Origin of the sequence: Scrofimicrobium sp. R131 (assembly GCF_040256745.1) — a bacterium.
Taxonomy (GTDB): Bacteria; Actinomycetota; Actinomycetes; order Actinomycetales; family Actinomycetaceae; genus Scrofimicrobium; species Scrofimicrobium appendicitidis.
This window is the reverse complement of sequence record NZ_CP138335.1, coordinates 13,016-37,337: the sequence shown is the minus strand read 5'-3', so window position 1 is coordinate 37,337 and position 24,322 is coordinate 13,016. Positions and strand designations below refer to the sequence as shown.

Genomic DNA, 24,322 nt, shown 5'->3' with positions numbered 1-24,322 from the left:
AGTTGCGTGTTTAGAAGGGGGGTTCGTCGTCGAAGCTGGAACCGCCACCGGGGGGCGTCCCCCAGGGATCTCCAGCCTGACCGCCCGCGGGGGCACCGAAACCACCCTGAGAGTAATCAGCCTGCTGCGGGGCCTGAGCGGGGCGCTGCGCGGGCTGGGCGTATCCGCCCTGCTGGCCGCCACCCTGGTTAAAGCCGCCCCCATCTTGGCGAGGAGTGCGGGTCACCTGAGCTTTGGCGTAACGCAAAGCCGGACCCACCTCGTCCACCTGGAGTTCGTAGCTGGTGCGCTTCTGACCGTCACGCTCGTAAGAGCTCTGGGTCAGGCGTCCCTGCACGATCACCCGCATACCTTTGCTGAGTGAATCAGCGATGTTCTCGGCGTATTCGCGCCAGGCGGTGCAGCGAAGGAACAGGGTTTCCCCGTCCCGCCACTGGCCGGACTGACGATCGAAAGTGCGGGGGGTCGAGGCGACAGTGAAGTCCACGACCGCTGCACCGTTGCCGGTGAAACGCAGATTGGGGTCTGCGGTCAGATTTCCGACCACGGTAATCACCGTGTCATTAGCCATTTGTCTGTCTCCTCTGGCAGCTCAGCACCCGATTGGGCTGAAAGGCGTTGTTACTTTTCGTCAGCTCGCAGGAGCTTGGTGCGAAGAATTTCTTCGTTCAGCGTGAGCTGACGATTGATCTCAAGAGCAACTTCGGAGGTGGTGGTCATGTTGATGACCACGTAGATTCCTTCGCTGTTCTTCAAGATGGGGTAGGCCAGGCGGCGCTTGCCCCACACGTCAACGTTTTCCACGGAACCACCGGCAGCGGTTACCTGCTGCAGCAGCTTGTCCATCGTGGGAGCGACGGTGCGTTCGTCGATGCTGGGATCGAGGATCACCATCAGTTCATATTTCCGCATTAAAATCCCCACCTCCTACGGTCTAAGCGGTCACGGACGGTCCGTGACAGGAGGGTTATGCGTTTGGGACTGCCGCTGCGCTGAGCGGGCGGACAGTTCCAAACGTCTAGTCTACTGGTTTCTCAGCTGCCTCGGAACCGGTGGGGAAGAGAGCGCGCTCACTTTCCCAGCAGAGCCGAGGGTCGATAGGCTCGCCAGCTGTTCGTCACGGCCCGGGCCAGCATGAACCAGCCGGCGAAGGCGATCCAGAGCCAGGTGAGGGCTTCGACCTGTCCGGCCGAGTCCATCGGGCTGCGGTCACTAATCCACAGGTGGAGGGCCAGGAGCGTGGGCAGGTAAACGGCCAGGGTGATCAGGCCGGTGCGGGCCAAATATGGACCTTGGGAGGCACCGATCAGGACCCCGTCCAGGATGAAGACCAGGCCCCCGATCGGCATGGCCAGCCCCGCCACCCGGAGCGCGGCCGTGGCCACCTCGTGCATCTGGGGATCGGGACCAAACAGCCACGGAAGCCACGGGGCCAACCCGGCGGTGACGACGCCAATGACAACGGCCGCGCCCACCCCCCACCAGGACAGACGCCGAATCAGCTGGCTCAGTTCGGAGCCGCGGCCCCGTCCCAAGGCCACCCCGACCAGCCCCTGCGCCGCGATTGCCAGGGCGTCCAGGGCGAAAGCCGCCATCGACCAGACGGAAGACACCACCTGGTGCCCGGCCAGGGCCACGGTTCCCGCCTGCGCGGCCACCGTCACCGTCAGCAGCAGGGCAATGCGAAGAGAAATGGTCCGAATGAGTAGGGGGAGGCCGGCTCCGGCAGAACTGAGGACCCCGGCCCGGCTGGGGGCTAGACTCACCTGTTCGCGCCGGGCTTGGCGCACCACCGCCCAGGTCATCGCCAACCCCATCGCGGTTTGGGCCAGGCTGAGCCCCAGTCCCGCCCCCAGCAGGCCCAGGTTGAGCCCGTAAATCAGCAGCGCATTCAGAGCCACGTTGAAGGCGGCCCCGGCGGCCAGCACGTACAGCGGAGTGCGGGTATCCAGCAGCCCGCGCAGGACGCCGTTGGCCGCCAGGATGACCAACATGCCGATCATTCCCGGTGCGCCCGCTCGCAGGTAGACGGTGGCTTCGGGCGCGACCGTCGGATCGGCGCCGAGTAGCTGGACCAACCAGGGCGCCGTCAGTTCCAGGAGCAACACCAGAACTAGGCCGAGGCCGAATGCCAACCAGAGGGCCTGCACCCCCGCCTGGAGCCCGTCCCGGCGCCGACCGGCCCCAAACAGCCGGGCGGTGACCGCAGTGGTGGAGTAGGCCAGGAAGACAAACACTCCCACCAGGGTGTTGAGGACGGTGGATGACAGGGACAGGCCGGCCAGGGAAGTGACGCCCAGGTGCCCAACCATGATTGAGTCGATCATGATCAGGAGCGGTTCGATGATCAGGGAGCCGAGCGCGGGGATGGCCAGGGAGAGGATGGCCCGGGCGGAAAAATCCACCGGGCGGCCCTGAACGGGCGAACCTTCAACCCTCGGTTCAGAGTTCTGGCTCACAGGCGGCTCCCGGTTTGGAGGCTCCCCACGTTATCCACCAATTTCACTTCCCAAAGTTATCCACGGCCTGTGTACATCCCTGTGGATAGAAATGGTTGCCATCTCGGCTGTCCGACTCGGCAACTATCCACCGGTACTCAGGTCACGTTCAGGTTAGTCCACAGGTAGTTCACAGGTTATCCACCAAACTGTGACCTTTCTCCACAGCTTATTCATCCTCTGTCCACATTGAGGTTTTTGCTTTCCTCTCCACTGGCGTTAGCCTCGGCCCGGAGGACCTGTGGCAGAGCTTGTCGGAGGTCCGGACTAAAGTAGGAGCGGCTGAGAGGGGGAAGTTGATGGATCCGTTGAGCGATGGGTTTGATCGGGTTCCCCCGCACGACGTGGAGGCAGAACAGGCAGTCCTCGGCTCCATGATGCTCTCCAAAGACGCCATCATGGAAGTGGCCGAAATCCTCACCTCCGCGGACTACTATCAGCCCGCCCACGAAACCATCCACGACACGATTGTCGAGCTTTCCTCCCAGGGTGCCCCCACCGACGTCATCACCGTGGCGGGGGAACTGAAGCGGGCCGGTCACCTGCAGCGGATCGGCGGCGCGCCCTACCTGCACACCCTGGTTTCCCTCGTCCCCACCGCCGCCAACGCCGCCTACTATGCGCGCCACGTGCGCGAAAACGCAATCCTGCGGCGCCTGGTTTCGGCCGGAACCAGGATCGTCCAGCTCGGATACGCCCAGGACGGCGGGGATGTGGACGACATTGTCGATGCCGCCCAGGCCGAGGTGTTTGCGATCGCCGAAAAGCGTCAGCGGGAGGACTACATCCGGTTCGCGGACATGTCCGAGGCGATCTTGGAAGAGCTGGAGGACATCGCCTCGCGCGACGGCAAGCTCTCGGGTGTGCCCACCGGGTTTGAGGACCTGGATCGCCTCACCCAGGGGTTGCACGGCGGGCAAATGATCATCATTGCGGCCCGTCCGGCGATGGGGAAGTCGACGCTGGCGCTGGATTTTTGCCGGTCGGCCTCCCTACACAAGGGCATCACCTCGGCCATCTTCTCGCTGGAAATGTCGCGCTCCGAAATCGCCATGCGCCTGCTGTCGGCCGAAACCGGGGTGTTCCTCTCCAAGATGCGTTCCGGCCAAATGACCCCGGAGGATTGGACCCGCGTTTCCAAACGCCTGTCCGACGTCGCCTCGGCGCCCCTGTACATTGACGACTCGCCCAACCTGACCATGATGGAGATCCGGTCCAAGTGTCGGCGCCTGAAGCAGCAGCAGAACTTGGGGCTGGTGGTGGTCGACTACCTGCAGCTGATGACCTCGGGTAAGAAGGTGGAGTCCCGCCAGCAGGAAGTGTCTGAGTTTTCGCGCCAGCTGAAACTGCTGGCCAAAGAGCTGGATATTCCCGTGGTGGCGGTGGCGCAGCTGAACCGTGGGCCCGAGGCGCGCACCGACAAGAAACCGATGATCGCCGACCTGCGTGAGTCCGGCTCGCTGGAACAGGACGCCGACGTGATCATGCTGCTGCACCGGCCCGACTACTACAACGAGGACGAACGGGTGGGTGAGGCCGACATCATCGTGGCCAAGCACCGAAACGGTGAAACCCGGACGATTCCGGTGGCATTCCAGGGTCAGCTGGCTCGGTTCGCCAACATGGCCCGCTCACCCGGTCCGGGCGCGGATCCGTTCTAGCCGGCCGGCGCCTCGCCATCGGCGCAGGTCCAGGTTGGGTTGTACACTTTCATGACGCCAGACTTGCGTTATGACCCGGGTCTCGGTGGACGCTGACGCGGGCTCTTCCGCATGACCGTGCGTCAAACTCAGGCTGACAAAAGTGGTTAAACACTTAAAACTAGAGTGGCCTCATGGTAGAAATACGAATCCATGGTCGAGGAGGACAGGGAGTCGTCACAGCGGCTGACATGTTCGCTACGGCCGCTTTTTCCGAAGGCCACTACGCGCAGGCCTTCCCCTCGTTTGGCTCCGAACGAACCGGAGCCCCCGTTGTCAGCTACTGTCGGATCTCGGATCAACCGATCCGCACTCGCGAACCCGTGCTGGAGCCGGACATCTTGATCGTGCAAGATCCGACCCTGCTCGCGGTAGTTGACGTCTTCGCCGGACTGAAGCCCGGTGGCTTCGCCATTGTGAACACCACCAAATCGGTGGCGGAACTGCATCTGCCGGACCTGCCGCCCGACCGGACGCTGGTGACTATTCCCGCCTCGGACCTGGCCAAACGCCACGTGGGCAAACCCCTGCCGAACGCTGCCCTGATGGGGGCGGTTGCCGCCGCCACCGGCGTGGTCAAGTTGAGTTCGGTGGAGGAAGCGATCCGACATCGGTTCCGCGGGCACATTGCCAACGCAAACGTGGCCGCGGCCCAGGATGCCTACGAGTACTTGCGCGCCGCTGGATCCGGCGTGAAGGAGGAAGCCCATGCGTCAGCAAATTGAGGGGTCCCAGGCGGTGGCCCGCACGGTGGCGGCCTGCCGCCCGGAAGTGGTGGCCGCCTACCCGATCAGCCCCCAAACCCACATTGTGGAAGCCATTTCGGCCCTGGTGAAAAGCGGGGAGCTGGAGGGGTGCGAGTACATCAACATGGAGTCCGAGTTCGGGGCCATGTCCGCCTGCATTGGCGCCTCGGCGGCCGGGGCCCGCACCTACACCGCCACCGCCTCGCAGGGTCTCCTGTTCATGGTGGAGGCGGTGTACAACGCTTCGGGCCTGGGCCTGCCGATCGTGATGACGGTGGCCAACCGGGCGATCGGTGCCCCGATTAACATCTGGAATGACCACACCGACACCATGAGTCAGCGTGACTCCGGGTGGCTGCAACTCTACGCGGAGGACAACCAGGAGGCGGCAGACCTGCACGTCCAGGCCTTCCGAATCGCAGAGGAACTGTCACTGCCGGTGATGGTGTGCATGGACGGATTCATCCTGACCCACGCGGTTGAAGTCGTGGACGTGCCCGAGGCGGAGCAGGTAGCCCGATTCCTCCCCCCTTACGAGCCGCGGCAGGTGTTGGACCCGGAGCATCCGGTTTCGATTGGCGCCATGGTTGGGCCCGAGGCGTACACGGAGGTGCGCTACCTGGCCCACCACAAGCAGATGCAGGCGCTGGACCTGATCCCGCAGGTACAGTCCGACTTCCAGGAGATCTTTGGACGCGACTCGGGTGGTTTGATTCGTCCGTATCGGCTGGAAGACGCCGAGACGGTGGTGATCGGCTTGGGCTCAGTGATGGGCACGATCAAGGATGTGATCGACGAGCGCCGGGCCCAGGGCGAAATGATTGGGGCGCTGGGAATCGTCAGCTTCCGCCCGTTCCCGGTGGCGGCCATTCACGAAGCCATCCGGCACGTGAAGCGGATGGTGGTGGTCGAGAAGGCGTTCTCCGTGGGGATTGGCGGCATCGTGTCCTCGATGGTTCGCTCGGCCGTGCGCGGCGAAGGCATCACCTGCTACGAGGTGGTGGCGGGCCTGGGTGGTCGACCCATCACCAAGGCGTCGCTGCATCAGCTCTTTGAGCAGGCGGGCGCGGACCAGTTGGAGTTCCTCACCTTCCTGGATCTAGATCGGGATCTGGTGGATCGCGAACTTGAGCGGGAGCGCCTCGTGCGCCGCTCCGGTCCAATGGCGGAAAACATCGTCCGCGACCTGCATGAGAAGTACCAACCCGCGGTAGTGAAGGAGTGAGCATGGAAGTCGAACTGGGCATTCCCGCCTACCGCCCGACGGAAATTCCCGCGCGGGAAAACGTGAAGTTCTACCAGGTTGGGTCCTTTGCCGTAGGCAACCGCCTGGCCGAGTTGGCCGACAGGTCCGTCCAGTCGGACCCCGATCGGTTCAACTCGCTGACGTCGGGTCACCGGGCCTGCCAGGGTTGTGGCGAGGCGCTCGGTGCCCGCTACGCCCTGGACACGGCGATGGACGCCTCCGGCGGAGACCTGGTGGCGGTCAATGCGACCGGATGTCTGGAAGTTTTTTCCACCCCCTACCCGGAGACCGCCTGGACGGTCCCGTGGCTTCACTCGCTGTTCGGCAACGCACCGGCGGTAGCCACCGGGGTGGCGGCCGCGCTGAAAGCCCGGGGAAAGAAAACCCGGGTGGTCGCGCAGGGTGGCGACGGCGGCACGGTGGACATTGGGATGGGCACCCTGTCGGGCATGTTTGAGCGCAACGACGACGTGCTCTACATCTGCTACGACAACGAGGCCTACATGAACACCGGCGTGCAGCGCTCGGGCGCGACCCCGCCGACAGCGCGCACCGCCACCACCCAACCGGTGGGTGAACACCCGGGTAACACGTTTGGGCAGGGCAAAGACATGGCTCGAATCGCCATGGCCCACGAGATTCCTTACGTTGCCACGGCCACGGTCGCGGATCTGCGGGACCTGGAGTACAAAGTCCGCAAAGCAATGACCATGCACGGAGCCCGGTACATCCACGTGCTGGTCCCGTGTCCGCTCGGCTGGGGTTCCCTCTCCAACGAGACGCTGAAGTTGGCTCGGGCCGCGACCCAAAGCGGGTTCTTCCCCGTGTTCGAGGCTGAGGCGGGCGAGGTTACCTCCGTTCAGAAGATCCGCCGGCCCGTGTCGGTGGAGGCCTACCTGCGTCCGCAGAAGCGGTTTGCCCACCTTTACCGCCCCCGACGGGACGAAGAGACGATTGCCCGACTGCAAGCCATGTGCGACCGCAACATTCGTCGCTATGGCTTGATCGCGGAAGAGCAACTGGACGAGGACGTGCTGGAGCGAGTTTTGGCCGCCCCTTACGATCCGGAGGGCCGGTACGAGTCGATGGATGGGTACGAGGCTCTGCGCGGAGCCACCGCCCGGACCAAGCGGGCCCACGCGGACACCCGACCGGTCGACAAGCGCGCTGGTGGCGCGCAGGGTCACGGTCACGTCGAAGCGGGCACCGGCACCGGGGAGTCCCCCACCATCGTGAAGGAGAAGTCAGATGAGCAAAACTGAACCGAGGCGCGACACCGAACCCTTTGCCATCACGCTGGAGGTCGGCTCGTCCCTGCTGAATGAGACCGGCTCGTGGCGGACCGAGCGTCCCGTCTACGTGAACCTGCTGCCTCCCTGCAACATTGCCTGCCCCGCGGGTGAGAACATCCAGCAGTGGCTGTACAAGGCCGAGGATGGCGACTATGAATCGGCCTGGCGCCAGATCATGGTGGACAATCCGTTCCCGGCGGTGATGGGTCGGGTCTGCTATCACCCGTGCCAGACGGCCTGCAACCGAGGCCAGGTGGACGAGGCGGTCGGGATCAACGCGATTGAGCGATTCCTGGGGGACAAGGCCATCAGCGCCGGCTGGAATGTGGAGGTGACCGCACCCCCGTCGGGCAAACGCGTCCTGGTGGTGGGGGCGGGCCCGTCCGGGCTGTCGGCGGCCTACCACCTGCGCCTCTTGGGGCACCGGGTCACGGTTCGCGATGCCGGTCCGATGGCCGGGGGGATGATGCGGTTTGGGATTCCCAAGTACCGCCTGCCCCGCGACATTCTGGACGCCGAAATCAAACGGATCGAAGACCTGGGCGTGAACTTTGAGTTCAACTCCAAGGTGGAGAACATCGCCGAGGTGACGAAAGATTACGACGCGGTCTTCATTGCGGTGGGAGCCCACATTGGTCGGCGGGCCCAGATTCCCGCCGGTGAGTCCGCGAAGATTATGGACGCGGTCGGCCTGCTGGCTGACACCGAGGTGGGCGAGCAGCCGCTGCTTGGTCGTCGGGTCGTGGTTTACGGCGGCGGCAACACCGCCATCGATGCGGCGCGGACCGCGAAGCGACTGGGCGCCGAGGAAGCGATCATCGTCTACCGCCGGACCCGGGACCGGATGCCAGCCCACGACTCGGAGGTGACCGAGGCGGAGGAAGAGGGCATCATGATGCGCTGGCTTTCCACCATCAAGCACGTGGAGGGCGGCAAGATCCAGGTCGAAAAGATGGAGCTGGATGAGAACGGGTTCCCCCAGCCGACCGGCGAGATCGAGGAGCTGGGTGCCGACTCCCTGGTGATGGCCCTCGGGCAGGAGTCAGACCTGTCGCTGGTGGAGAACGCCCCGGGAATTGAGATTGACGACGGCGTCGTCAAGGTCAACTCGCAGATGATGACGGGGATTCCGGGCGTCTTCGCCGGTGGCGACATGGTCCCGTCCGAGCGCACCGTGACTGTCGCCATCGGACACGGGAAGAAGGCGTCCCGCTACATCGACGCCTACCTGCGCGGGGGAGCCTACCAACCGGCTCCGAAGCACCCGGAGGCTTCCCTTTCCCGAATGAACACCTGGTACTACTCCGATGCGCCTCATCAGGTGCGCGACAAGTTGGAAGGGGCGCGCCGAGCCTCCACATTTGACGAGGTGGTTCAGGGCTTGGACGAAGAGTCAGCCCTGTTTGAAGCGCGCCGGTGCATGAGTTGTGGCAACTGTTTCGGTTGCGACAACTGCTTCGGAGTCTGCCCCGACAACGCGATTACGAAGATCAAGCCCGGCGAGTACGAGTTCAAGTACTACTACTGCAAGGGCTGCGGAATCTGCGCGGAGGAGTGCCCGAGCGGGTCCATCTCGATGGTGCCCGAGGAGGTGTAACCGCCTCAAAGGTGCGGCGAGCAGGGGGGCGGGCGAGAGTCCGCCCCCCGGTCTATTTCTGCCGGAAAGTGGGCCGGGTTTGCCGGCGGTAGTTGGGGCTGGCTATCTCTGCTGCTGGCAAACGTGGCGGAGTGCTGGCAAATGTTGGCTGATCGGGCCGGTCGGGACCGTTGGGCCCCAGGTTTGCCAGCGTTTGGACATGTTTGCCAGTCTCTGCCGCTGGCAAACGTATCGGAGTGCTGGCAAATGTTGGCTGATTGGGCTGCTTCGGACCGTTGGGTCCCAGGTTTGCCAGCGTTTGGACATGTTTGCCAGGATTAGCCACCCCAGCACACCCACCCAACCCGCACCCCGGCCACCGGGCCCACCCACCCGACCCAACACAACCCAGCACACCCACCCCAGCGCACCCCGGCCGCCACCCCAGCACACCCCGGGCGCACGAAAGGGCCGGGGAGTAACCGCCCCTCCCCGGCCCAATCCCCGCGGTGACTACTGCAGCGAGTCCACGAACTCGCGGGCGACCTTCTGCGGGTCCTGCTTGTCCGTCTCAACCTTCGTGTTCAGCGCGATCAGATCGTCCGTGGTCAGCTGCTGCATGACCCGATCGAGGGCGGCCTGCACCCGTTCGTTGTTCGCATCCGTCCGGACCAGGGGCACCACCTGCTCGGCCGTGGAGGTGTGCTCGGGGTCCTCCAGCACCACGAAGTCGGCGATGGCCGGCTGGGTGGAGTACATCTGACCCACCTGAATGTCGCCCTTTTGCAGGGCGGCGATCGTCAGCGGTCCCCCCAGGTCGATCGGCTTGAACTCTTTGAACTTCAGTCCGTAGACGCTCTCCAATCCGCCCAGGCCCGCCCGGCGCTCCTTGCTTTCCGGCGGGCCGCCGAAGGTCAGTTCGGAAGCCAGCGGCGCCAGGTCCGGGATGGCCTTCACTCCGTGTTCCTCCGCAAACTCGGGGGTGACAATGATGGAGTCCTTGTTCTGCGCTTCGGCGGGCTCCAGCAGGGTCAGCCCCTCGGGCAGGACCTGGTGCAGCTGCTCGATGATCTGATCCGCTTCGGTCACGTCAGCGGTGGAATCCAAGTAGGCCAACAGCGACCCGGAATACTCCGGCACCAGGTCCACCGAGCCGTCCTCCAGGGCGGGCATCAGGACCTCGCGCGAGCCAATGTTGGGTTTGACGGTGACGTCGAAGCCCTCGTCTCGCAGCACCTCGGCAAAAATGTTGGCCAGCACGACGTTCTCTGAGAAGTTGGAGGAGCCCACGATCAGTGATTCGGAGCCCCCTTCGCTCTGGTTGGACTGGCCGGACTGGCCGGTTCCATCCAGGGATTCGGGTGATCCGCAACCCGCCAGGACCGTGACTCCCAGGGTGGCGGCTGCCGCCCAGGCGTAGGATTTCTTCATGGTTTTTCCTCTCTCGTGGGAATAAGTCTTGTCAGCAGGGCGAAGGCCAGATCGGCCACCAAAGCCAACCCGGCCACCAGGATGGCTCCCCCAGCCATCTGCCCGTAATCTCGAACCGCCAGCCCGTCCAGGATGAAGCGTCCCAGTCCTCCCAGGGCAATGTAGGCGGCCACGGTAGCGGTGGCGATCACCTGCAGGACCGCCGAACGCAAGCCCCCCAAAATGACCGGCAAGCCCAGGGGGATCTCCACCCGGGTCAGGATCTGCCACTCACTCATACCCATCCCGCGGGCCGCGTCCACCACCACCGGATTCGCGCCTTTCACCGCGGCGTAGGTTGCAGTCAGGATTGGGGGAACCGCCAAAATCACCAGGCCGATCGCGGCCGGAGTGAACCCCAGCCCCAGCAGCAGGACCAGCAGGGTGAGCAGGCCCAGTGTGGGCAGGGATCGAGCCGCGTTGGCCAGATTGATGATCAACCAGGAGGCCTTCCGCGTGTGTCCGATCGCAGCACCAATCGGGAAGGCGATCAGCAGGGCGATGACCACCACGATGGCGGTGTAGGCCAGGTGTTCGCCCAGTCGGGCGGGAATGCCCGCCGGCCCGGTCCAGCTGGTGGCGAAGAAGTCCAGGATCTGCTGCCAAATCATCGGGCCTCCCGCAGCCAGGGGGTGGCGAGTCGTTCAATCCCGACGATGGCCAGGTCGACCGCCAGGGCGAGAGCCATGCTGAGGATAATGCCCCAGAGGATTGGGACCGGGTAGGCCCGCTGGAATCCCTCGGTGAACAGATCTCCCAGTCCCCCCACCCCGATCAGGGCGCCGACCGACACCAGGGAGACCGACGAGACGGCAGCCACCCGGGTGGTGGCGGCCAACACGGGAATCGCCAACGGCAGCTCCACCGTCCAAAACAGCCGCGCTGGCCCGATCCCCATCGCCTCAGCTGCCTGCCGGGTCTCGGGGTTGACGCCGCGCAGGGCCTCCACCACGCCGCCGTAAATCAGGGCGAACGCGTAGATGGACAGGGCGATCACAATGTTGATTGGGTTCAAAATCTTGGTCCCCAACACCAGGGGGATGAAGATGAACAGGGTGAGGGAGGGAATTGTGAAGATGATTCCGGACAGCACCACCCCAAAGGTGGCTAGCCGATGGTGGTGAGCGGTCAGCGCACCGGCCCCAATCGCCACCACCAGCCCGATCACGGTGGCGGACACCGCGAGCAGCAGGTGCAGCGCGCCCAGTTGGGTCACCCGGGCGGAGTTGTCGACCAGCCACTGCCACATCACGGAACCAGTCCCAGCTGGGACAGATGAGCCAGGGTCAGGAGCCCGCGGGGTCGCCCCGCCTCGTCCAAAGCGACAGCTTTGCCGAGGGGACTGGCCAGGACCGCGTCCAGTGCTTCTCGCAGGGTCGCATCCGGGGGGAACGACCCGGCCAAGGAACTGACCTGGCCCTGCCCGGGCGCCACCCAGCCGGTGAAAACACCGGACTGATCGGTCACCAGGGTGGGCGAGGTGGCCGCGGGGTCAACCGTGTGCGTCACCTCGGGCAGCGGGTCCAACTTGAAGTCGCCCGGCAGATTCAGGGGGGTGAAGGAGAGTGCCCTGAACCCGCGGTCGCGCCCAATGAACTCGGCCACGTGGGCGGAGGCGGGAAACCGGAGAAGCTGAGCGGGCGGGGCGTACTGGGCGAGGTGGCCGCCCTCGGCGAAGATGGCCACCTGGTCGCCCAGCTTGATCGCCTCGTCAATGTCGTGGGTAACGAACACGACCGTCATCCCCACCTCGCGCTTGAGTCGGGCAAACTCTGCCTGCAGCTCGCCGCGAACCACCGGGTCCAGGGCCGAGAACGGCTCGTCCATCAGGATCAGGTCCGGCTGTCCGGCCAGTGCCCGCGCGACCCCGACCCGCTGCTGCTGTCCCCCGGACAGTTGGGCCGGATAGCGGGGGGCCAATTCGGTCGGCAACCCCACCAGTTCCATTAGTTCCCGGGCCCGCCCGGCGGCCTCCCGGGCCCCAACCCCGGAGAGGCGGGGCACCGTCATGATGTTTTGCAGCACGGTTCGGTGGGGGAACAGGCCCGCGTTCTGAATGACGTAGCCGATTGAGCGCCTAAGGGCCGCCTTGGGCCGGGTCGCCGTGTCGACCCCGTCGATCAAAATGGTGCCGGAGGTGGGTTCGATCATCCGGTTGATCATCCGCAAGGTGGTGGTCTTCCCGCACCCGGACGGCCCCACCAGCATGGTGGTTTGGCCGCGGGCAATCTCCAGGTTCAGATCCGACACCGCCAGGGTGCCGTTGGGGTATCGCTTGGTGACCTGCTGGAAGCTAATTGCGCTCATCTGTCGGCCTCAGGGTTGGGGGTGCTGGTAGGAGTGGGACTCCCCCAGTCCGGTGGGCAATCTCCACGATACCCGGGTGCACCGACACCTTCGAGAGCTAAGCTAGCTGCGAAAGCTCAGTCGCCGGCGGGTTCCCCCGCAGCTTGCTACGCAGATTCGCCAGCATTCTCCCCCGCAGTTTCCCCGGCGGCCTCCGCGTTTTCCCCCGGCTGATCCGTCGGGACCGGCAGCACTTTCAGAGCAATTACCGAGGCCACCAGCCCACCCCAAATAATCAGCAGGGTAACGGCCATCATGATCAGGGCGGCTCCACTCATGAGCGGCTCCTTTCGGCTCCAACCAGTGGGTGGACGGCCTGGTCGAGGGGGTCCTCCCCGGGTCGATTGACCCGCCAGGGCAGTGCTGTCATGATCAGCGCGAACGCAATCGCGAATCCGACGGCCCCCCACCCGAGAATTGCCAGGTAACGGTCAGAGAAGTCGCCGTATCCGGACTGCAGGTAGTTCCAGATGGCACTAATGAGCATGAACCCGAGGGCGGCGGGCGCGACAATGCCAACCAGCACCTCCCAGACCCGGGGAACCTTGATGGACGAAACCGAGTTCAGGTGGCGCCGCAGGAACGGGAGGCGGGGACCCATCCACGAGACCAGCAGTGTCAGCGCCACGGCCGACGCCACCACCCCGAGGTTGTTGATAAACGAGTCGACCACATCCAGCGCGTTTAGCCCCGACTGGGTGCCGAAAAGTGCCACGGAGACGACCATGGCCGGGATCCCCATGATCAGGGCCGCGTTGCGCGGGGAGAACCCGAACTTGTCCTGGATGCCTCCGCTCACCACCTGCAGCAGGGACAGCAGCGAGGTGAAGCCGGCCAGCACCAGCGAGGAGAAGAAGAGAACCCCGAACAGGGCTCCACCAGGCATCATCGAGATGATCTGCGGGAAGGTGACGAAGGACAGGATCGGCCCGGTCAGTCCCTCCAGGTCGCCCACGGCCACCCCCTGGCTAAAGGCCATGAACCCGAGGGCGGCAAAGACGCCGATCCCCGCTAGGATTTCGAACGAAGAGTTGGCGAAGGCAGCCACCAGACCGGCCCCGGTCAGGTTGGCTTTCCGCGGCAGGTAGGAGGCGTAGGTGACCATGATTCCGAACGCCACCGAGAGCGAGTAGAAGATCTGCGCCACCGCCGCCAGCCAAACTTGGAAGTCGCCCAGGGCCGACCACTGCGGGGAGAAGAAGTCGTTCAGTCCTTCCATTGCCCCGGGCAGGAACAGGGACCGGATCACCAGGGCGAGGAACAGGATGATCAGCAGCGGCAGGAACACCTTGTTGGCCGCGGCGATCCCCCTCGTCAACCCTCGGGCGGTGATGAAGATGGCCAGGATCCACACCAGGACCAGCGGAATCGTCACCGCTGCGACCGGGGTGAGGGAGAACTCCGTTTCGGCCTGCGTCACCTGCAGGAAGTCGGTCAGGAAGAAGTTGAGAGAGTCCCCGTGCCACGCCTCGGTGAAGGAGTAGAACACGTAGCGGGCAGCCCAGGCCAACACCACCGCGTAGTAGGTGAAGATGACGAAGGAAACCCCGACCTGGAACCAGCCCAGCAGCTCCCCTTTCGGGGTGATCCGGCGCAGAGCCAACGGCGGTGAGCCGCGGAACTTGTGCCCAACCGAATAGTCCAGCAGCAGGATGGGGACCCCGATGACCAGCAGCGCCACCACGTAGGGAATCAGGAAGGCCCCGCCCCCATTTGAGTAGGCCACACCGGGGAATCGCCAAATGTTGCCCAACCCGATGGCCGAGCCGATGGCGGCAATCAGGAATGCGGTTTGGCTATTCCAAGTCTCGCGTTTGCGCGCGGGTTGAACAGCAGTTTTTGACACCAGGACTCTCCTTCAAACTGACGCCACTCTAGGGCGGCCTGGACCTGCCCGGACAACGATTTCACCATGTGGCCGTGTGGGTGTGATGCGCGTCCGATTTGGGCAAATGGTCCCGGGCGAGGCGCGCTCGAGAACTCACCTATAGTTGAGCTGTCCCCATTCCCAACGGGAGGCATTTTGACCCACCCCACAGCACCGGCGCCGTTGACTCGGCAAATGACCCTACTGGTTTCACGGATCTCGGCTCGCGGACGCGCCGAACGTCAGGGGCGCGAAGCCCTTCGGATTCTGCGCGCGGCCGGCTGGGACGTGACCGTCCAACTGACCGACCTGAGCGACATTCCGGCCGATCTGGCCGAGGCGGCTGGTGGCCCCCTCGTCGGCGCTGTCGGCGGGGACGGCTACCTGTCGGCGGTGGCGCGAGGGGTGGTCAACGGCGGCGGAGGGATCCTGGTTCCATTCCCAGCCGGAAGCGGCAATGACCTGTGCCGCACCCTGGGATTGGGGGTCGACCCGGTGGCGCGCGCCCGGTCGTTGGCCGAGGCGGACGAGGCGGAGCTGGCCCAGCGGGTTCAGCGGCTGGACGGGATGTGGGTGCGGACCGCTGACCGGGATGAGCGCCAGTTGGCGCTGGGGGTCGTCTCGCTCGGAATCGACGCCACCGCCAACCTGGTGGCCAACCGGTCTTGGATTCGTCACGGTCCCCTGTCCTACACCTGGGGTGGCCTGCACGCGTTCTTCAGCCACCGACGCGGCCTGGTCAGCGGGACGGTGGACGGGCGCGAACACGACTTTTCCGGGTGGATTGCCTCGGTTTCCAACACGGGCCGGATCGGCGGGGGGATCCAGCTGGTTCCCTCCTCGGATCCAAGCGACGGGATGCTCGAGGTGTTCAACGTGGGCAACATCAGCCGCTGGCGGGCCCTGCCGCTCCTGGCGCGGGTGCTGTCCCGCCGCGCGCCGGATTCCCCGCTCGTGAAGCTGTTCCGCGGGGTTGGGGTCACGATTGAAGCCGACCCGTCCCTGCCGGTGATGGCGGACGGGGACCTGCTGGGGCACACGCCGGTCCGGGTGGACGGGGCTCCCCGGCTCGTTCGGGTGCTGGTTTAGGGGGCGGGGCGGCCCCGGCTCCTAGTCGTTCGACTCGCCCTTTGGCGTCCCCTCTAGTCAAATGCCTCGAGACACTTTAGTCTGAACCGCATGACTAATTCCCACGATGTCCTCCGCGTCCGCGGCGCCCGCGAAAACAACCTGCAGAACGTGGATGTGGAGCTGCCCAAACGGCGACTAACCGCCTTTACTGGAGTGTCGGGCTCAGGAAAGACCTCGCTGGTTTTTGACACGATTGCAGCCGAATCACAACGCCTGATCAATGAGACCTACCCGGGGTTTGTCCAAAGCTTTATGCCCCAGTTGCCGCGCCCGGACGTGGACGTGCTCGAGGGACTCACCCCCGCCATCAGTGTGGACCAGCAGGCGCTGGGGACGGACCCGCGGTCGACGGTCGGAACGGCCACCGACGCGGGCACGCTGCTGCGGATCCTCTTTTCCCGTTTGGCCGAGCCGCACATTGGTCCCCCGCAGGCATTCTCTTTCAACGTGGCCAGCATCAGTGGGGCCGGAGCCGTGACCACCTCGAAGCACGGCCGCACCATCAAGGAACGTCGCTCTTTCAGCGTTGTCGGCGGGATGTGTCCCCGGTGTGAGGGACGCGGAACGGTGACGGATTTCAACCTGGCCGCCCTGATCGACCCGACGAAGACTCTGAACGAGGGCGCGATCCTGGTCCCCGGATACTCAATGGACGGCTGGTGGGGGCGCATCTTTGGGGACCGCTTCGACCTGGACACGCCGCTGGGCGACTTTTCCCAGAAGAAGCTGGACCAACTCCTCTATCAGGAGCCGATCCGAATCAAAGTGGAAGGGGTGAACCTGACCTTTGAAGGCCTGATTCCCCGGATCCGCAAATCCATGTTGAGCAAGGACCCGGAAGCCATGCAGCCCCACATTCGGGCGTTTGTCGAGCGGGCGGTCGTGTTTGCACCCTGCCCGGAGTGCGAGGGGACCCGGCTGACCGAGCTGGCACGCTCGGCGAAAATCGGGGGCCTGAGCATTGCCGATGTCAGCTCGATGCCGATTTCTGAGGCGGCCCGCTGGGTGGCGGGGCTGTCCGAGCCGACGGTCGCCCCCCTGCTGGCGGCCCTGCGGGAGCTGCTGGAGTCTTTCGTCGAGATTGGCCTGGGCTACCTGAGCTTGGACCGGACCGCCGCCACCCTGTCGGGCGGGGAAGCCCAGCGGACCAAGATGGTCCGCCACCTGAACTCTGCCCTCACCGACGTCACCTACATTTTTGACGAGCCGACCGCGGGCCTGCACCCCCATGACACCCATCGGCTGCGCTCCCTGCTGCTGCGCCTGCGCGACAAGGGGAACACGGTGCTGGTGGTCGAGCACGACCCGGAGATGATCGAGGCGGCCGACTTTGTCGTCGACCTGGGGCCGGGGGCGGGCCAGGCCGGGGGCAACGTCACCTTCACCGGGACCGTGGCAGAGCTGCGCCGGAGCGACACGGTCACGGGCCGGCACCTGAGCGACCGGGGACACCTGAAAGAGCAGGTTCGAACCCCGACCGGTCAGCTGGAACTGCGCGGGGCTAACCTGCACAACCTGCGCGGGGTGGACGTGGACCTGCCCCTCGGGGTCCTGACCGCCATTACCGGGGTGGCCGGCTCGGGCAAAAGCTCGCTGGTGGAGGAACAGTTGGCCGGGCGCGATGGGGTGACGATTATCGACCAGAGTGCGCTGCGGGTGTCCCGCCGCTCCTCACCCGCCACCTACACCTCGCTGCTGGACCCGGTTCGTTCGGCCTTCGCCAAAGCGAACGGGGTCAAACCGGCCCTGTTTAGCGCCAACTCTGAAGGCGGGTGCCCCCAGTGCAAGGGAGCGGGCGTCGTCACCACGGATCTGGGGATGATGGCTTCGGTGACCAGCCCCTGCGAACTGTGCGAGGGCAAGCGCTACCGGGAAGAGGTGCTGGACTACCAGCTCGGGGGCAAAAACATTGTCGAGGTGCTGGATCTGACGGCGGCCGAGGCGGTGGACTATTTTGCCGAGGTGGTGCCCAAAGCCGTTCCGGTCACCAAGCGCCTGGTTCAGGTGGGGCTTGGCTACCTGACGCTGGGCCAACCACTGTCCACCCTCTCCGGCGGTGAGCGCCAGCGCCTGAAGTTGGCGGTACAGCTGGGGCAGAGTGGGGACATCTACGTGCTGGATGAACCGACTTCGGGTCTGCACCTGGCCGACGTGGCGCAGCTGCTGACGCTGCTGGATCAGCTGGTCGAGGACGGGAACACAGTGGTGGTGGTCGAGCATCACCGCGGGGTGATTGCCCACGCGGACTGGGTGATCGACCTGGGTCCGGGCGCGGGGAAGGATGGCGGTCTGGTGGTGTTCACCGGCCCACCCGCTCAGATGGTGGCGGAGGCGGACACGCTCACCGGCCAGCACCTGGCCGAATACGTGGCTTTCTGATCGAAGCGGCGCCTAGGGCAGGTCGAGCGGGGTCCACTCTTCCTCGTCCAGGGTTTCCCCCACCGGGGGCAGCACCTGGGCGCTGGGCTCCAACTCTGAGTCCAGGCTGATTTCGGCCATGATCTCTTCCAGCGTTTTGCTGGGCAGGTTTCGCTCAATGGGCACTAGTAGTCCTCCGGCCAGTCGTGTTCCAGCAGCAGGTGGAGCCAGAGGGGCTCGGGGGGTTCGTACTCTTCGCCCGGCTCCAGCACAATGGTCGATACCTCAATGTGAAGGCCCTTGTCCTTAGGCTTGGGGGAGTGGGCCATCTGCGTCTGCAGCGAGGACCACAACCACACTTGGGACATGAGTTTCCTTTCACCGGGCTGGTCTAAGCGTAGCAAACCCCCGAACCAATCGGTTCGGGGGTCTGCGCTTAGAGAGCCAGCTGGATCTGACGGCCGGGGACCGCCTCGATCAGCTCCTGCGTGTATTTCTCACGCGGGTTGTCGAACAGGTCGTCGGCACTGGCCCGCTCAACAATCTTGCCGTTCTCCATCACCACCACGTCGTCGGCCAGGAGGCGAACCACCGCCAGGTCGTGGGTGATGAACAGGTAGGTCAGGCCCAGATCCGACTGGAGCTCGTTCAGGAGCTTGAGGATCTGATCCTGAACCAGCACGTCCAGGGCGGAGACCGCCTCGTCCAGCACGACCACTTCCGGGTCCAGTGCCAAGGCGCGGGCAATTGCCACCCGCTGACGCTGACCGCCGGAGAGCTCGTTCGGGTAGCGACGCATTACCGAGCGAGGCAGGGAGACCCGGTCCAGCAGGTCGGTGACCCGGTCGATCCGTTCCTTCCGCGTGCCGACCCCGTGAATGCGGAGCGGCTCCTCCACGATCCGGAAGATCGAGTAGGTCGGATCCAGCGAGCCGTACGGGTTCTGGAACACCACCTGGAGCTTCCGCCGCATGGCGAACAGCTGCTGTTTGGAGTAGGTGGAGAGGTCCTCCCCGTTGAAGAACACCTGACCGGAGGTCGGGGTGAGCAGACTCAGGACCATGTTGGCCACGGTGGATTTGCCTGAACCGGACTCGCCCACCAGCGCCAACGTGGTGCCGCGCCGGACGTCGAAAGTGACGTCGTCGACCGCCCGCAGGATCCGGGCTTCTCCCTTGGCCCCGCGCACGTCGAACTCTTTCACCAGGTTCCGCACGCTGACGATTGCCTCGGTCGAGGTGGCACCAGCCCCTGATCCGATCAGCTCTTCCTCGGTCACCTCGATCCCCTGGGCGTGAGCGGTCTCAATCCGCTTGGACGCCAGGGAGGGGGCCGCGGCCACGAGCCGTTTCGTATACGGGTGCTGCGGGTGCTGCAGGATATCCAGAGCGGGCCCGGATTCGACCACGCGTCCGCGGTGCATGACCACCAGCTGTTCGGCGCGCTCGGCGGCCAGCCCCAGGTCGTGCGTAATGAAAAGCACCGCGGTGCCCTTCTCGGCCGCCATTGAGGCCAGGTGATCCAGAATCCGGCGCTGAACGGTCACGTCCAGGGCGGAGGTGGGCTCGTCGGCAATCAGCAGCTTGGGATTGGCAGCCATCCCGATGGCGATCAGCACCCGCTGGCGCATCCCGCCCGAGAACTCGTGCGGGAACTGCTTGGCGCGACGTTCCGCGTCGGGCAGACCGGCTTCCTCCAATACTTCGGCCACGCGCTGTCCGACCTCGGACTTGGGGACCACGTTGTTGGCCCGCAGGGCTTCCTTCACCTGGGTCCCGACCCGCCAAACGGGGTTCAGGTTGGTCATCGGGTCCTGTGGCACCATTCCGATGCCCGAACCGCGCAGCTCCACCCATTCGTGCTTGGACAGGTTGGTGATATCGCGCCCGTCAAACTCGATGGTGCCGCCGGTGACCTTGCCGGTGCCGGGTAGCAGCCCAATCACCGCAGCCGCGGTGGTGGACTTGCCCGAGCCGGACTCACCGACGATGGCGACCGTCTGACCGGGATAAACGGTCAGGTTCGCGCCGCGCACGGCCGGCACCATCCCGGTCGAGGACTGGAAGGCCACGTCCAGGTCGGTGATCCGCAGCAGCGGATTGGCGTCCTCGGGGTGGACCTCTGTCGGGATGGAGGGGGTCTCGGTTTTGATTTCGGCTTCGGCGAGGCGGTCGGACTGCTCGGTCAGAGGATCGGGTTGGTCTTTCCAGTCCTCGTACTCCTGCAGCGGCTCATCGCCGGGGAAAAATGTCTTGTCAGTCATCGCTTACGAGCCTTCGGGTCAAGAGCGTCACGGACCACGTCCCCCATCATGATGAAGCTGAGGACGGTGAGGGCCAGAGCCAACGCTGGGTAGAACAGCACCATCGGTTGCACGCGGAGGGACACCTGAGCGCGGGAGATATCCCCACCCCAGGAGACCACGTCGGCGGGCAAGCCCAACCCCAGGAAGGACAGGGTCGCCTCGGCCACGATGAAGGTACCGAACGCCACGGTCGCGTAGACGATAATCGGCGCGGCCGCGTTGGGCAGAATGTGGGAGGTGATGATTCGCCAGGTGGAGGCACCGAGTGCCCGCGCCGACGTCACGTACTCCTCATTCTTGGCCGCCATCACCGCGCCGCGAGTAATGCGGGCAATCTGGGGCCAGCCGAAGATGGCCAGGACCATCACCACCATCCAGACGTTGCGCTTGGCGGCGAACAGCTGCATGATCACGATCGCGGCCAGCAGCAGCGGGACGGCGAAAATGATGTCGGTGAAACGCGAGTTCAGCGTGTCCACCCAGCCGCCGAAGTAGCCGGCCAGGGTTCCCAGCACGGTGCCGATAATCACCACGCAGAGGGTGGTGAACAGACCCACCGTCACCGAGGCGCGGGCGCCGTAAATGACGCGGGAGTAAATGTCGCACCCCTGCTTGTCAAAGCCGAACGGGTGTCCGGGTCCCGCGGGAGCCAACGAGTTGGTCAGCTCGCAAAAGCGGGGGTTCTGACTGGAGAACAGGCTGGGGAACAGCGCGGTAATCAGCACGAGTGTGATGATGAAGGCCGCAATCCAGAACAGGGGCCGGCGGCGCAGGTTCTTCCAGGCTTCACCCCACATGGAGGAGGGTGCCGACTCGTCCTTGACCGCGTCTACTGCGCCCAGGCCGGTCTCGTCCACGTCTGAGACGTAGCGATCCTGGCCGTGGCGGGTGCGCTTGATGTTCTTCGATGGAATTAGGTGCTCACTCATAACGGATCCTCGGGTCCAGGACCGCGTAAAGCAGGTCCACCAGCAGGTTGGCGACGATGTAGACCAGGACCAGGGCGGTGGTAATTGAAACCACGGTACTGGGTTCGCCCTTCTTGATCCCCTCCCATAGCATGCCGCCGATGCCCTTGACGTTAAAGATGCCTTCGGTGACGATGGCTCCACCCATCAGTGCCCCCAGGTCCGCTCCGATGAACGTGACCACCGGGATCAGGGAGTTGCGCAGAATGTGCCGGTTCATCACCGACCCGCCAGACAGGCCCTTGGCGCGGGCGGTGCGAACAAAGTCGGCGCTGGTGGTCTCAGAGATAGACTGTCGGGTCAACCGGATCACGTACGCCAGCGAGACGGCTGCCAACACTATGGATGGCATCAGGAGGGACTTGAAGTCCGTAGTGGAACTGGCCGTAATTGGCAGTAGTTTCCACCTCACCCCGACGAAGAACTGGAGCAGGAAGCCCATCACGAAGGTGGGGACCGAGATCAGCAGCATGGACAGGACCAGAATGGTCGAGTCGACGGGCTTGCCCTTGCGCAGGCCGGCAATGACCCCGAGGATAATGCCAAAAATCGCCTCCCAGGCAATCGCCATCAGCGCGAGCTTGACGGTGATCGGGAAGGCGTGTGCCATCACCTCAGAGACGGGTCGACCGGAAAAAGTCTTTCCGAAGTCAAAGGTGAAGACCCCTTTGAGGTAGAGCAGGTACTGCATCCAGAACGGCTTGTCCAGGTTGTATTCGGCCCGGATTCTCTCCTGGACAACGGGGTCGAGCCCCTTGTCGCCACCCAGAGCCGCAACCGGATCTCCGGGCATGAGGTAGACCATCGCAAAAATCAGAAATGTCGCGCCGAAAAACACTGGGATGGTCTGCAGTAGTCGGCGCCCTAGGTATCGAGCCATAGGTTCCTCTTTGTCTGTGTATGGGACAGGTTACCCTGCTTCACAGTGGAACAGAAATGGTGGGGGAACCGAAAGTTCCCCCACCAAACCTGTCAGATCACAAACTAGTCTTTGGTGATCTCGTAGTAGAGCGGCACGGAGTTCCAGCCGAACTCCACGTTCTGCACGTGCGTGGAGTAGCCGCCGAAGCCGTTCTGGTACCAAAGAGGAATGGCGGGAAGATCCTCGAACAGGATCGTCTGTGCCTCGTCCAGCTTCTTGTTGGACTCGTCAACCGAAGTGGCGGCAGCCGCCTCGGTCAGAGCCGCATCAAAAGCGGGGTTGGAGTAGTCACCGTCGTTCGAGCCGGCCCCGGTGAAGTACAGCGGGGACAGGAAGTTGAACGCCGACGGGTAGTCGGCCTGCCAGCCGGTCCGGAAGGCAGTGGTGATTTCCCGGTTGGTGATGGCATCACGGAAGGACTTGAAGTCCGGGAACGCCTTGGGCTGCGCATCGATGCCCAGGTTGTTGGTGAGCTGGTTGGTCACCGCGGTCACCCAAGCCTCGTGGGGGCCGTCACCGTTGTACGCAATTTCGAAGGTGCCCTCGAAGGGAGCGATCTCTTCGGCCTGTGCCCACAGTTCCTTGGCCTTCTCCGGGTCGAACTTCAGCACCTCGGAGCCGGGCAGGCCCTCGGCGTAGCCGGTGACCACGGGAGAGGTGAAGTCCTGAGCCGGGGTGCGGGTGTCGTTGAAGATGGTCTTGGTGATCTCGGCGCGGTCAATCGCGTGCGAGATGGCCTGACGACGCAGGTTGCCCTCTTCACCGTCGAAGTTCGCGAGGCGCTCCGGGATGGTGAAGGTCTGAACCACAGCGGCCGGCTGGTTGATGGCGCGGTCGCCCAGGTCGTCCTGGAAGACGGTGATGGCGTCGTCCGGAATCTGGTCCAGCACGTCCAGCGAGTCACCCAGCAGATCGTTGTAAGCAGCGGTGGCTTCGGTGTAGAAGACGAAGGTCACGCCGGCGTTCTTGGCCTTGCGGTCACCCTGGTATGAGGGGTTCGGAACCAGATCAATCTTTTCGTTGTGAACCCAGGCTCCGTCACCGGCCAGCATGTAGGGACCGTTGCCGATTGGGTTCTCGCCGCCGGCCTCCTTGTCGTCCAGGGTGGACTGGGGAAGCGGGTAGAAGGCGGAGTAGCCCAAGCGCAGCGGGAAGTCGGCTTCCTGGCGCTTCAGCGTGATGGTGAACTGGGTGTCGTCGATGACCTTCAGGCCGGTCAGATCGCCGGCACCGTAGTCGTCGGCGCCCTCAATGGGCTCAAAGAAGTTGATGTTCAGGGCATCCTCGGCGGCAGCCTTCTTCCACGCATCCACGAAGGAGGAGGCGGTCACCGGGGAACCGTCGGAGAAGGTCTGGCCTTCCTTCAGGGTCACGGTGTAGGTCTGGGAGTCCTCGGTCTCGATGGACTCAGCCATGTCGTTGTGGACCTGGCCGTCCTTGTCGTAGTACAGCAGCCCGGCGAAGAGCAGGTCGACGATCCGACCGCCGCCTACCTCGTTGGTGTCGGCGGGGATGAGCGGGTTCTGCGGCTCGGTGCCGTTAGCGGTGACAACACCGCCCGACGTGCCCTCCGAGCTGACGGCATTGTCCTTCTCGTCGGTGCCGGACTGGTCCTTGTCGCCGCCACCGCTGGAGCAGGCGCCCAGCGACAGGGCGAGAACGGCCGGCACAGCCAGCCATGCGCGCTTCAATTTCATTGTTCCTCCTGAATGGATGGGAAACGTAAGGATTTGTTGGAATATGGCTATTCCAGACAAAGGGCAGGTTATCGGCCGACTGTGACGGGTTCAACCACTTGCCCGCCTGCTGAGAAGCAAAAAATGTTATCAAGACGCAACGTTCGACGAAGTGGCGGAATCGTGCGGAAAAGTCCTGGTCGAGAAAGGGCGTTCTTCAG

Annotated in this window: 22 protein-coding genes; 7 read left to right on the top strand and 15 right to left on the bottom strand. The window is 64.4% G+C overall.

The features are described 5' to 3' along the window. Nucleotides 1-10: 10 nt before the first annotated feature. The 3 genes from SAC06_RS00170 to SAC06_RS00160 form a co-directional block, all read right to left on the bottom strand. Nucleotides 11-571 (bottom strand): single-stranded DNA-binding protein, encoded by a 561-nt coding sequence (locus SAC06_RS00170; RefSeq protein WP_350258214.1) that lies wholly within the window; start codon nt 569-571, stop codon nt 11-13. A 50-nt stretch (nt 572-621) separates the two neighbouring features. Then, on the bottom strand, nt 622-912 hold the full coding sequence (gene rpsF / locus SAC06_RS00165; RefSeq protein ID WP_350258213.1) for a 30S ribosomal protein S6: 291 nt from the start codon (nt 910-912) through the stop codon (nt 622-624). A gap of 158 nt (nt 913-1,070) precedes the next feature. After that, entirely contained in the window at nt 1,071-2,459 is a 1,389-nt protein-coding gene (locus SAC06_RS00160; protein ID WP_350258212.1) for an MATE family efflux transporter, read from the bottom strand. A gap of 338 nt (nt 2,460-2,797) precedes the next feature. On the opposite strand from SAC06_RS00160, the gene dnaB reads away from it, so the two are divergent. From dnaB to SAC06_RS00135, 5 genes are all read left to right on the top strand, one after another. Then, nucleotides 2,798-4,159: a replicative DNA helicase gene (gene dnaB, locus SAC06_RS00155; RefSeq protein ID WP_350258211.1), complete on the top strand. Its 1,362-nt coding sequence runs from the start codon at nt 2,798-2,800 to the stop codon at nt 4,157-4,159. Nucleotides 4,160-4,332: 173 nt separating this feature from the next. Further along, complete coding sequence (locus SAC06_RS00150; protein ID WP_350258210.1) at nt 4,333-4,923, top strand: 2-oxoacid:acceptor oxidoreductase family protein; 591 nt, start codon at nt 4,333-4,335, stop codon at nt 4,921-4,923. Then, nucleotides 4,907-6,169, top strand: coding sequence for a pyruvate ferredoxin oxidoreductase (gene porA, locus SAC06_RS00145; protein ID WP_350258209.1), 1,263 nt, complete (start codon nt 4,907-4,909; stop codon nt 6,167-6,169). The genes SAC06_RS00150 and porA overlap by 17 nt, the downstream gene beginning before the upstream one ends. Nucleotides 6,170-6,171: 2 nt before the next feature. Beyond that, nucleotides 6,172-7,452: a thiamine pyrophosphate-dependent enzyme gene (locus SAC06_RS00140; protein WP_350258208.1), complete on the top strand. Its 1,281-nt coding sequence runs from the start codon at nt 6,172-6,174 to the stop codon at nt 7,450-7,452. Continuing rightward, nucleotides 7,439-9,079, top strand: a complete 1,641-nt coding sequence (locus SAC06_RS00135; RefSeq protein ID WP_350258207.1) for an NAD(P)-binding protein — start codon at nt 7,439-7,441, stop codon at nt 9,077-9,079. Before SAC06_RS00140 ends, SAC06_RS00135 begins: the two co-directional genes overlap by 14 nt. Before the next feature lie 492 nt (nt 9,080-9,571). Here the strand turns inward: SAC06_RS00135 and SAC06_RS00130 are convergent, their stop codons facing one another. From SAC06_RS00130 to SAC06_RS00105, 6 genes are all read right to left on the bottom strand, one after another. Beyond that, complete coding sequence (locus SAC06_RS00130; RefSeq protein ID WP_350258206.1) at nt 9,572-10,489, bottom strand: ABC transporter substrate-binding protein; 918 nt, start codon at nt 10,487-10,489, stop codon at nt 9,572-9,574. Continuing rightward, entirely contained in the window at nt 10,486-11,139 is a 654-nt protein-coding gene (locus SAC06_RS00125) for an ABC transporter permease (RefSeq protein WP_350258205.1), read from the bottom strand. Before SAC06_RS00125 ends, SAC06_RS00130 begins: the two co-directional genes overlap by 4 nt. After that, nucleotides 11,136-11,777 (bottom strand): ABC transporter permease, encoded by a 642-nt coding sequence (locus SAC06_RS00120; protein ID WP_350259190.1) that lies wholly within the window; start codon nt 11,775-11,777, stop codon nt 11,136-11,138. The genes SAC06_RS00125 and SAC06_RS00120 overlap by 4 nt, the downstream gene beginning before the upstream one ends. Then, nucleotides 11,777-12,835, bottom strand: coding sequence for an ABC transporter ATP-binding protein (locus SAC06_RS00115; RefSeq protein ID WP_350258204.1), 1,059 nt, complete (start codon nt 12,833-12,835; stop codon nt 11,777-11,779). Before SAC06_RS00115 ends, SAC06_RS00120 begins: the two co-directional genes overlap by 1 nt. Before the next feature lie 146 nt (nt 12,836-12,981). Further along, nucleotides 12,982-13,152 (bottom strand): methionine/alanine import family NSS transporter small subunit, encoded by a 171-nt coding sequence (locus SAC06_RS00110; RefSeq protein WP_350258203.1) that lies wholly within the window; start codon nt 13,150-13,152, stop codon nt 12,982-12,984. Continuing rightward, a complete protein-coding gene (locus tag SAC06_RS00105) occupies nt 13,149-14,723 on the bottom strand; it encodes a sodium-dependent transporter (RefSeq protein WP_412766240.1) in 1,575 nt (524 codons plus the stop codon). The genes SAC06_RS00110 and SAC06_RS00105 overlap by 4 nt, the downstream gene beginning before the upstream one ends. 213 nt (nt 14,724-14,936) lie before the next feature. Between SAC06_RS00105 and SAC06_RS00100 the strand changes: the two genes are divergently transcribed. Further along, nucleotides 14,937-15,830, top strand: a complete 894-nt coding sequence (locus SAC06_RS00100) for a diacylglycerol/lipid kinase family protein (RefSeq protein WP_350258201.1) — start codon at nt 14,937-14,939, stop codon at nt 15,828-15,830. Nucleotides 15,831-15,920: 90 nt separating this feature from the next. Continuing rightward, a complete protein-coding gene (locus tag SAC06_RS00095) occupies nt 15,921-18,251 on the top strand; it encodes an excinuclease ABC subunit UvrA (RefSeq protein ID WP_350258200.1) in 2,331 nt (776 codons plus the stop codon). 12 nt (nt 18,252-18,263) lie between these two features. Here the strand turns inward: SAC06_RS00095 and SAC06_RS00090 are convergent, their stop codons facing one another. The 6 genes from SAC06_RS00090 to SAC06_RS00065 form a co-directional block, all read right to left on the bottom strand. After that, a complete protein-coding gene (locus SAC06_RS00090; protein ID WP_350258199.1) occupies nt 18,264-18,416 on the bottom strand; it encodes a hypothetical protein in 153 nt (50 codons plus the stop codon). Further along, complete coding sequence (locus SAC06_RS00085) at nt 18,416-18,598, bottom strand: hypothetical protein (RefSeq protein WP_350258198.1); 183 nt, start codon at nt 18,596-18,598, stop codon at nt 18,416-18,418. The genes SAC06_RS00090 and SAC06_RS00085 overlap by 1 nt, the downstream gene beginning before the upstream one ends. Before the next feature lie 68 nt (nt 18,599-18,666). Continuing rightward, complete coding sequence (locus SAC06_RS00080) at nt 18,667-20,493, bottom strand: ABC transporter ATP-binding protein (protein WP_350258197.1); 1,827 nt, start codon at nt 20,491-20,493, stop codon at nt 18,667-18,669. Beyond that, complete coding sequence (locus SAC06_RS00075; RefSeq protein ID WP_350258196.1) at nt 20,490-21,464, bottom strand: ABC transporter permease; 975 nt, start codon at nt 21,462-21,464, stop codon at nt 20,490-20,492. The genes SAC06_RS00080 and SAC06_RS00075 overlap by 4 nt, the downstream gene beginning before the upstream one ends. Continuing rightward, nucleotides 21,457-22,383 (bottom strand): ABC transporter permease, encoded by a 927-nt coding sequence (locus SAC06_RS00070; RefSeq protein WP_350258195.1) that lies wholly within the window; start codon nt 22,381-22,383, stop codon nt 21,457-21,459. The genes SAC06_RS00075 and SAC06_RS00070 overlap by 8 nt, the downstream gene beginning before the upstream one ends. A 104-nt stretch (nt 22,384-22,487) precedes the next feature. Then, the gene (locus SAC06_RS00065) at nt 22,488-24,122 is read right to left on the bottom strand and encodes an ABC transporter substrate-binding protein (protein ID WP_350258194.1); all 1,635 of its coding nucleotides are present in this window, start codon (nt 24,120-24,122) and stop codon (nt 22,488-22,490) included. Between the last annotated feature and the right edge of the window lie 200 nt (nt 24,123-24,322).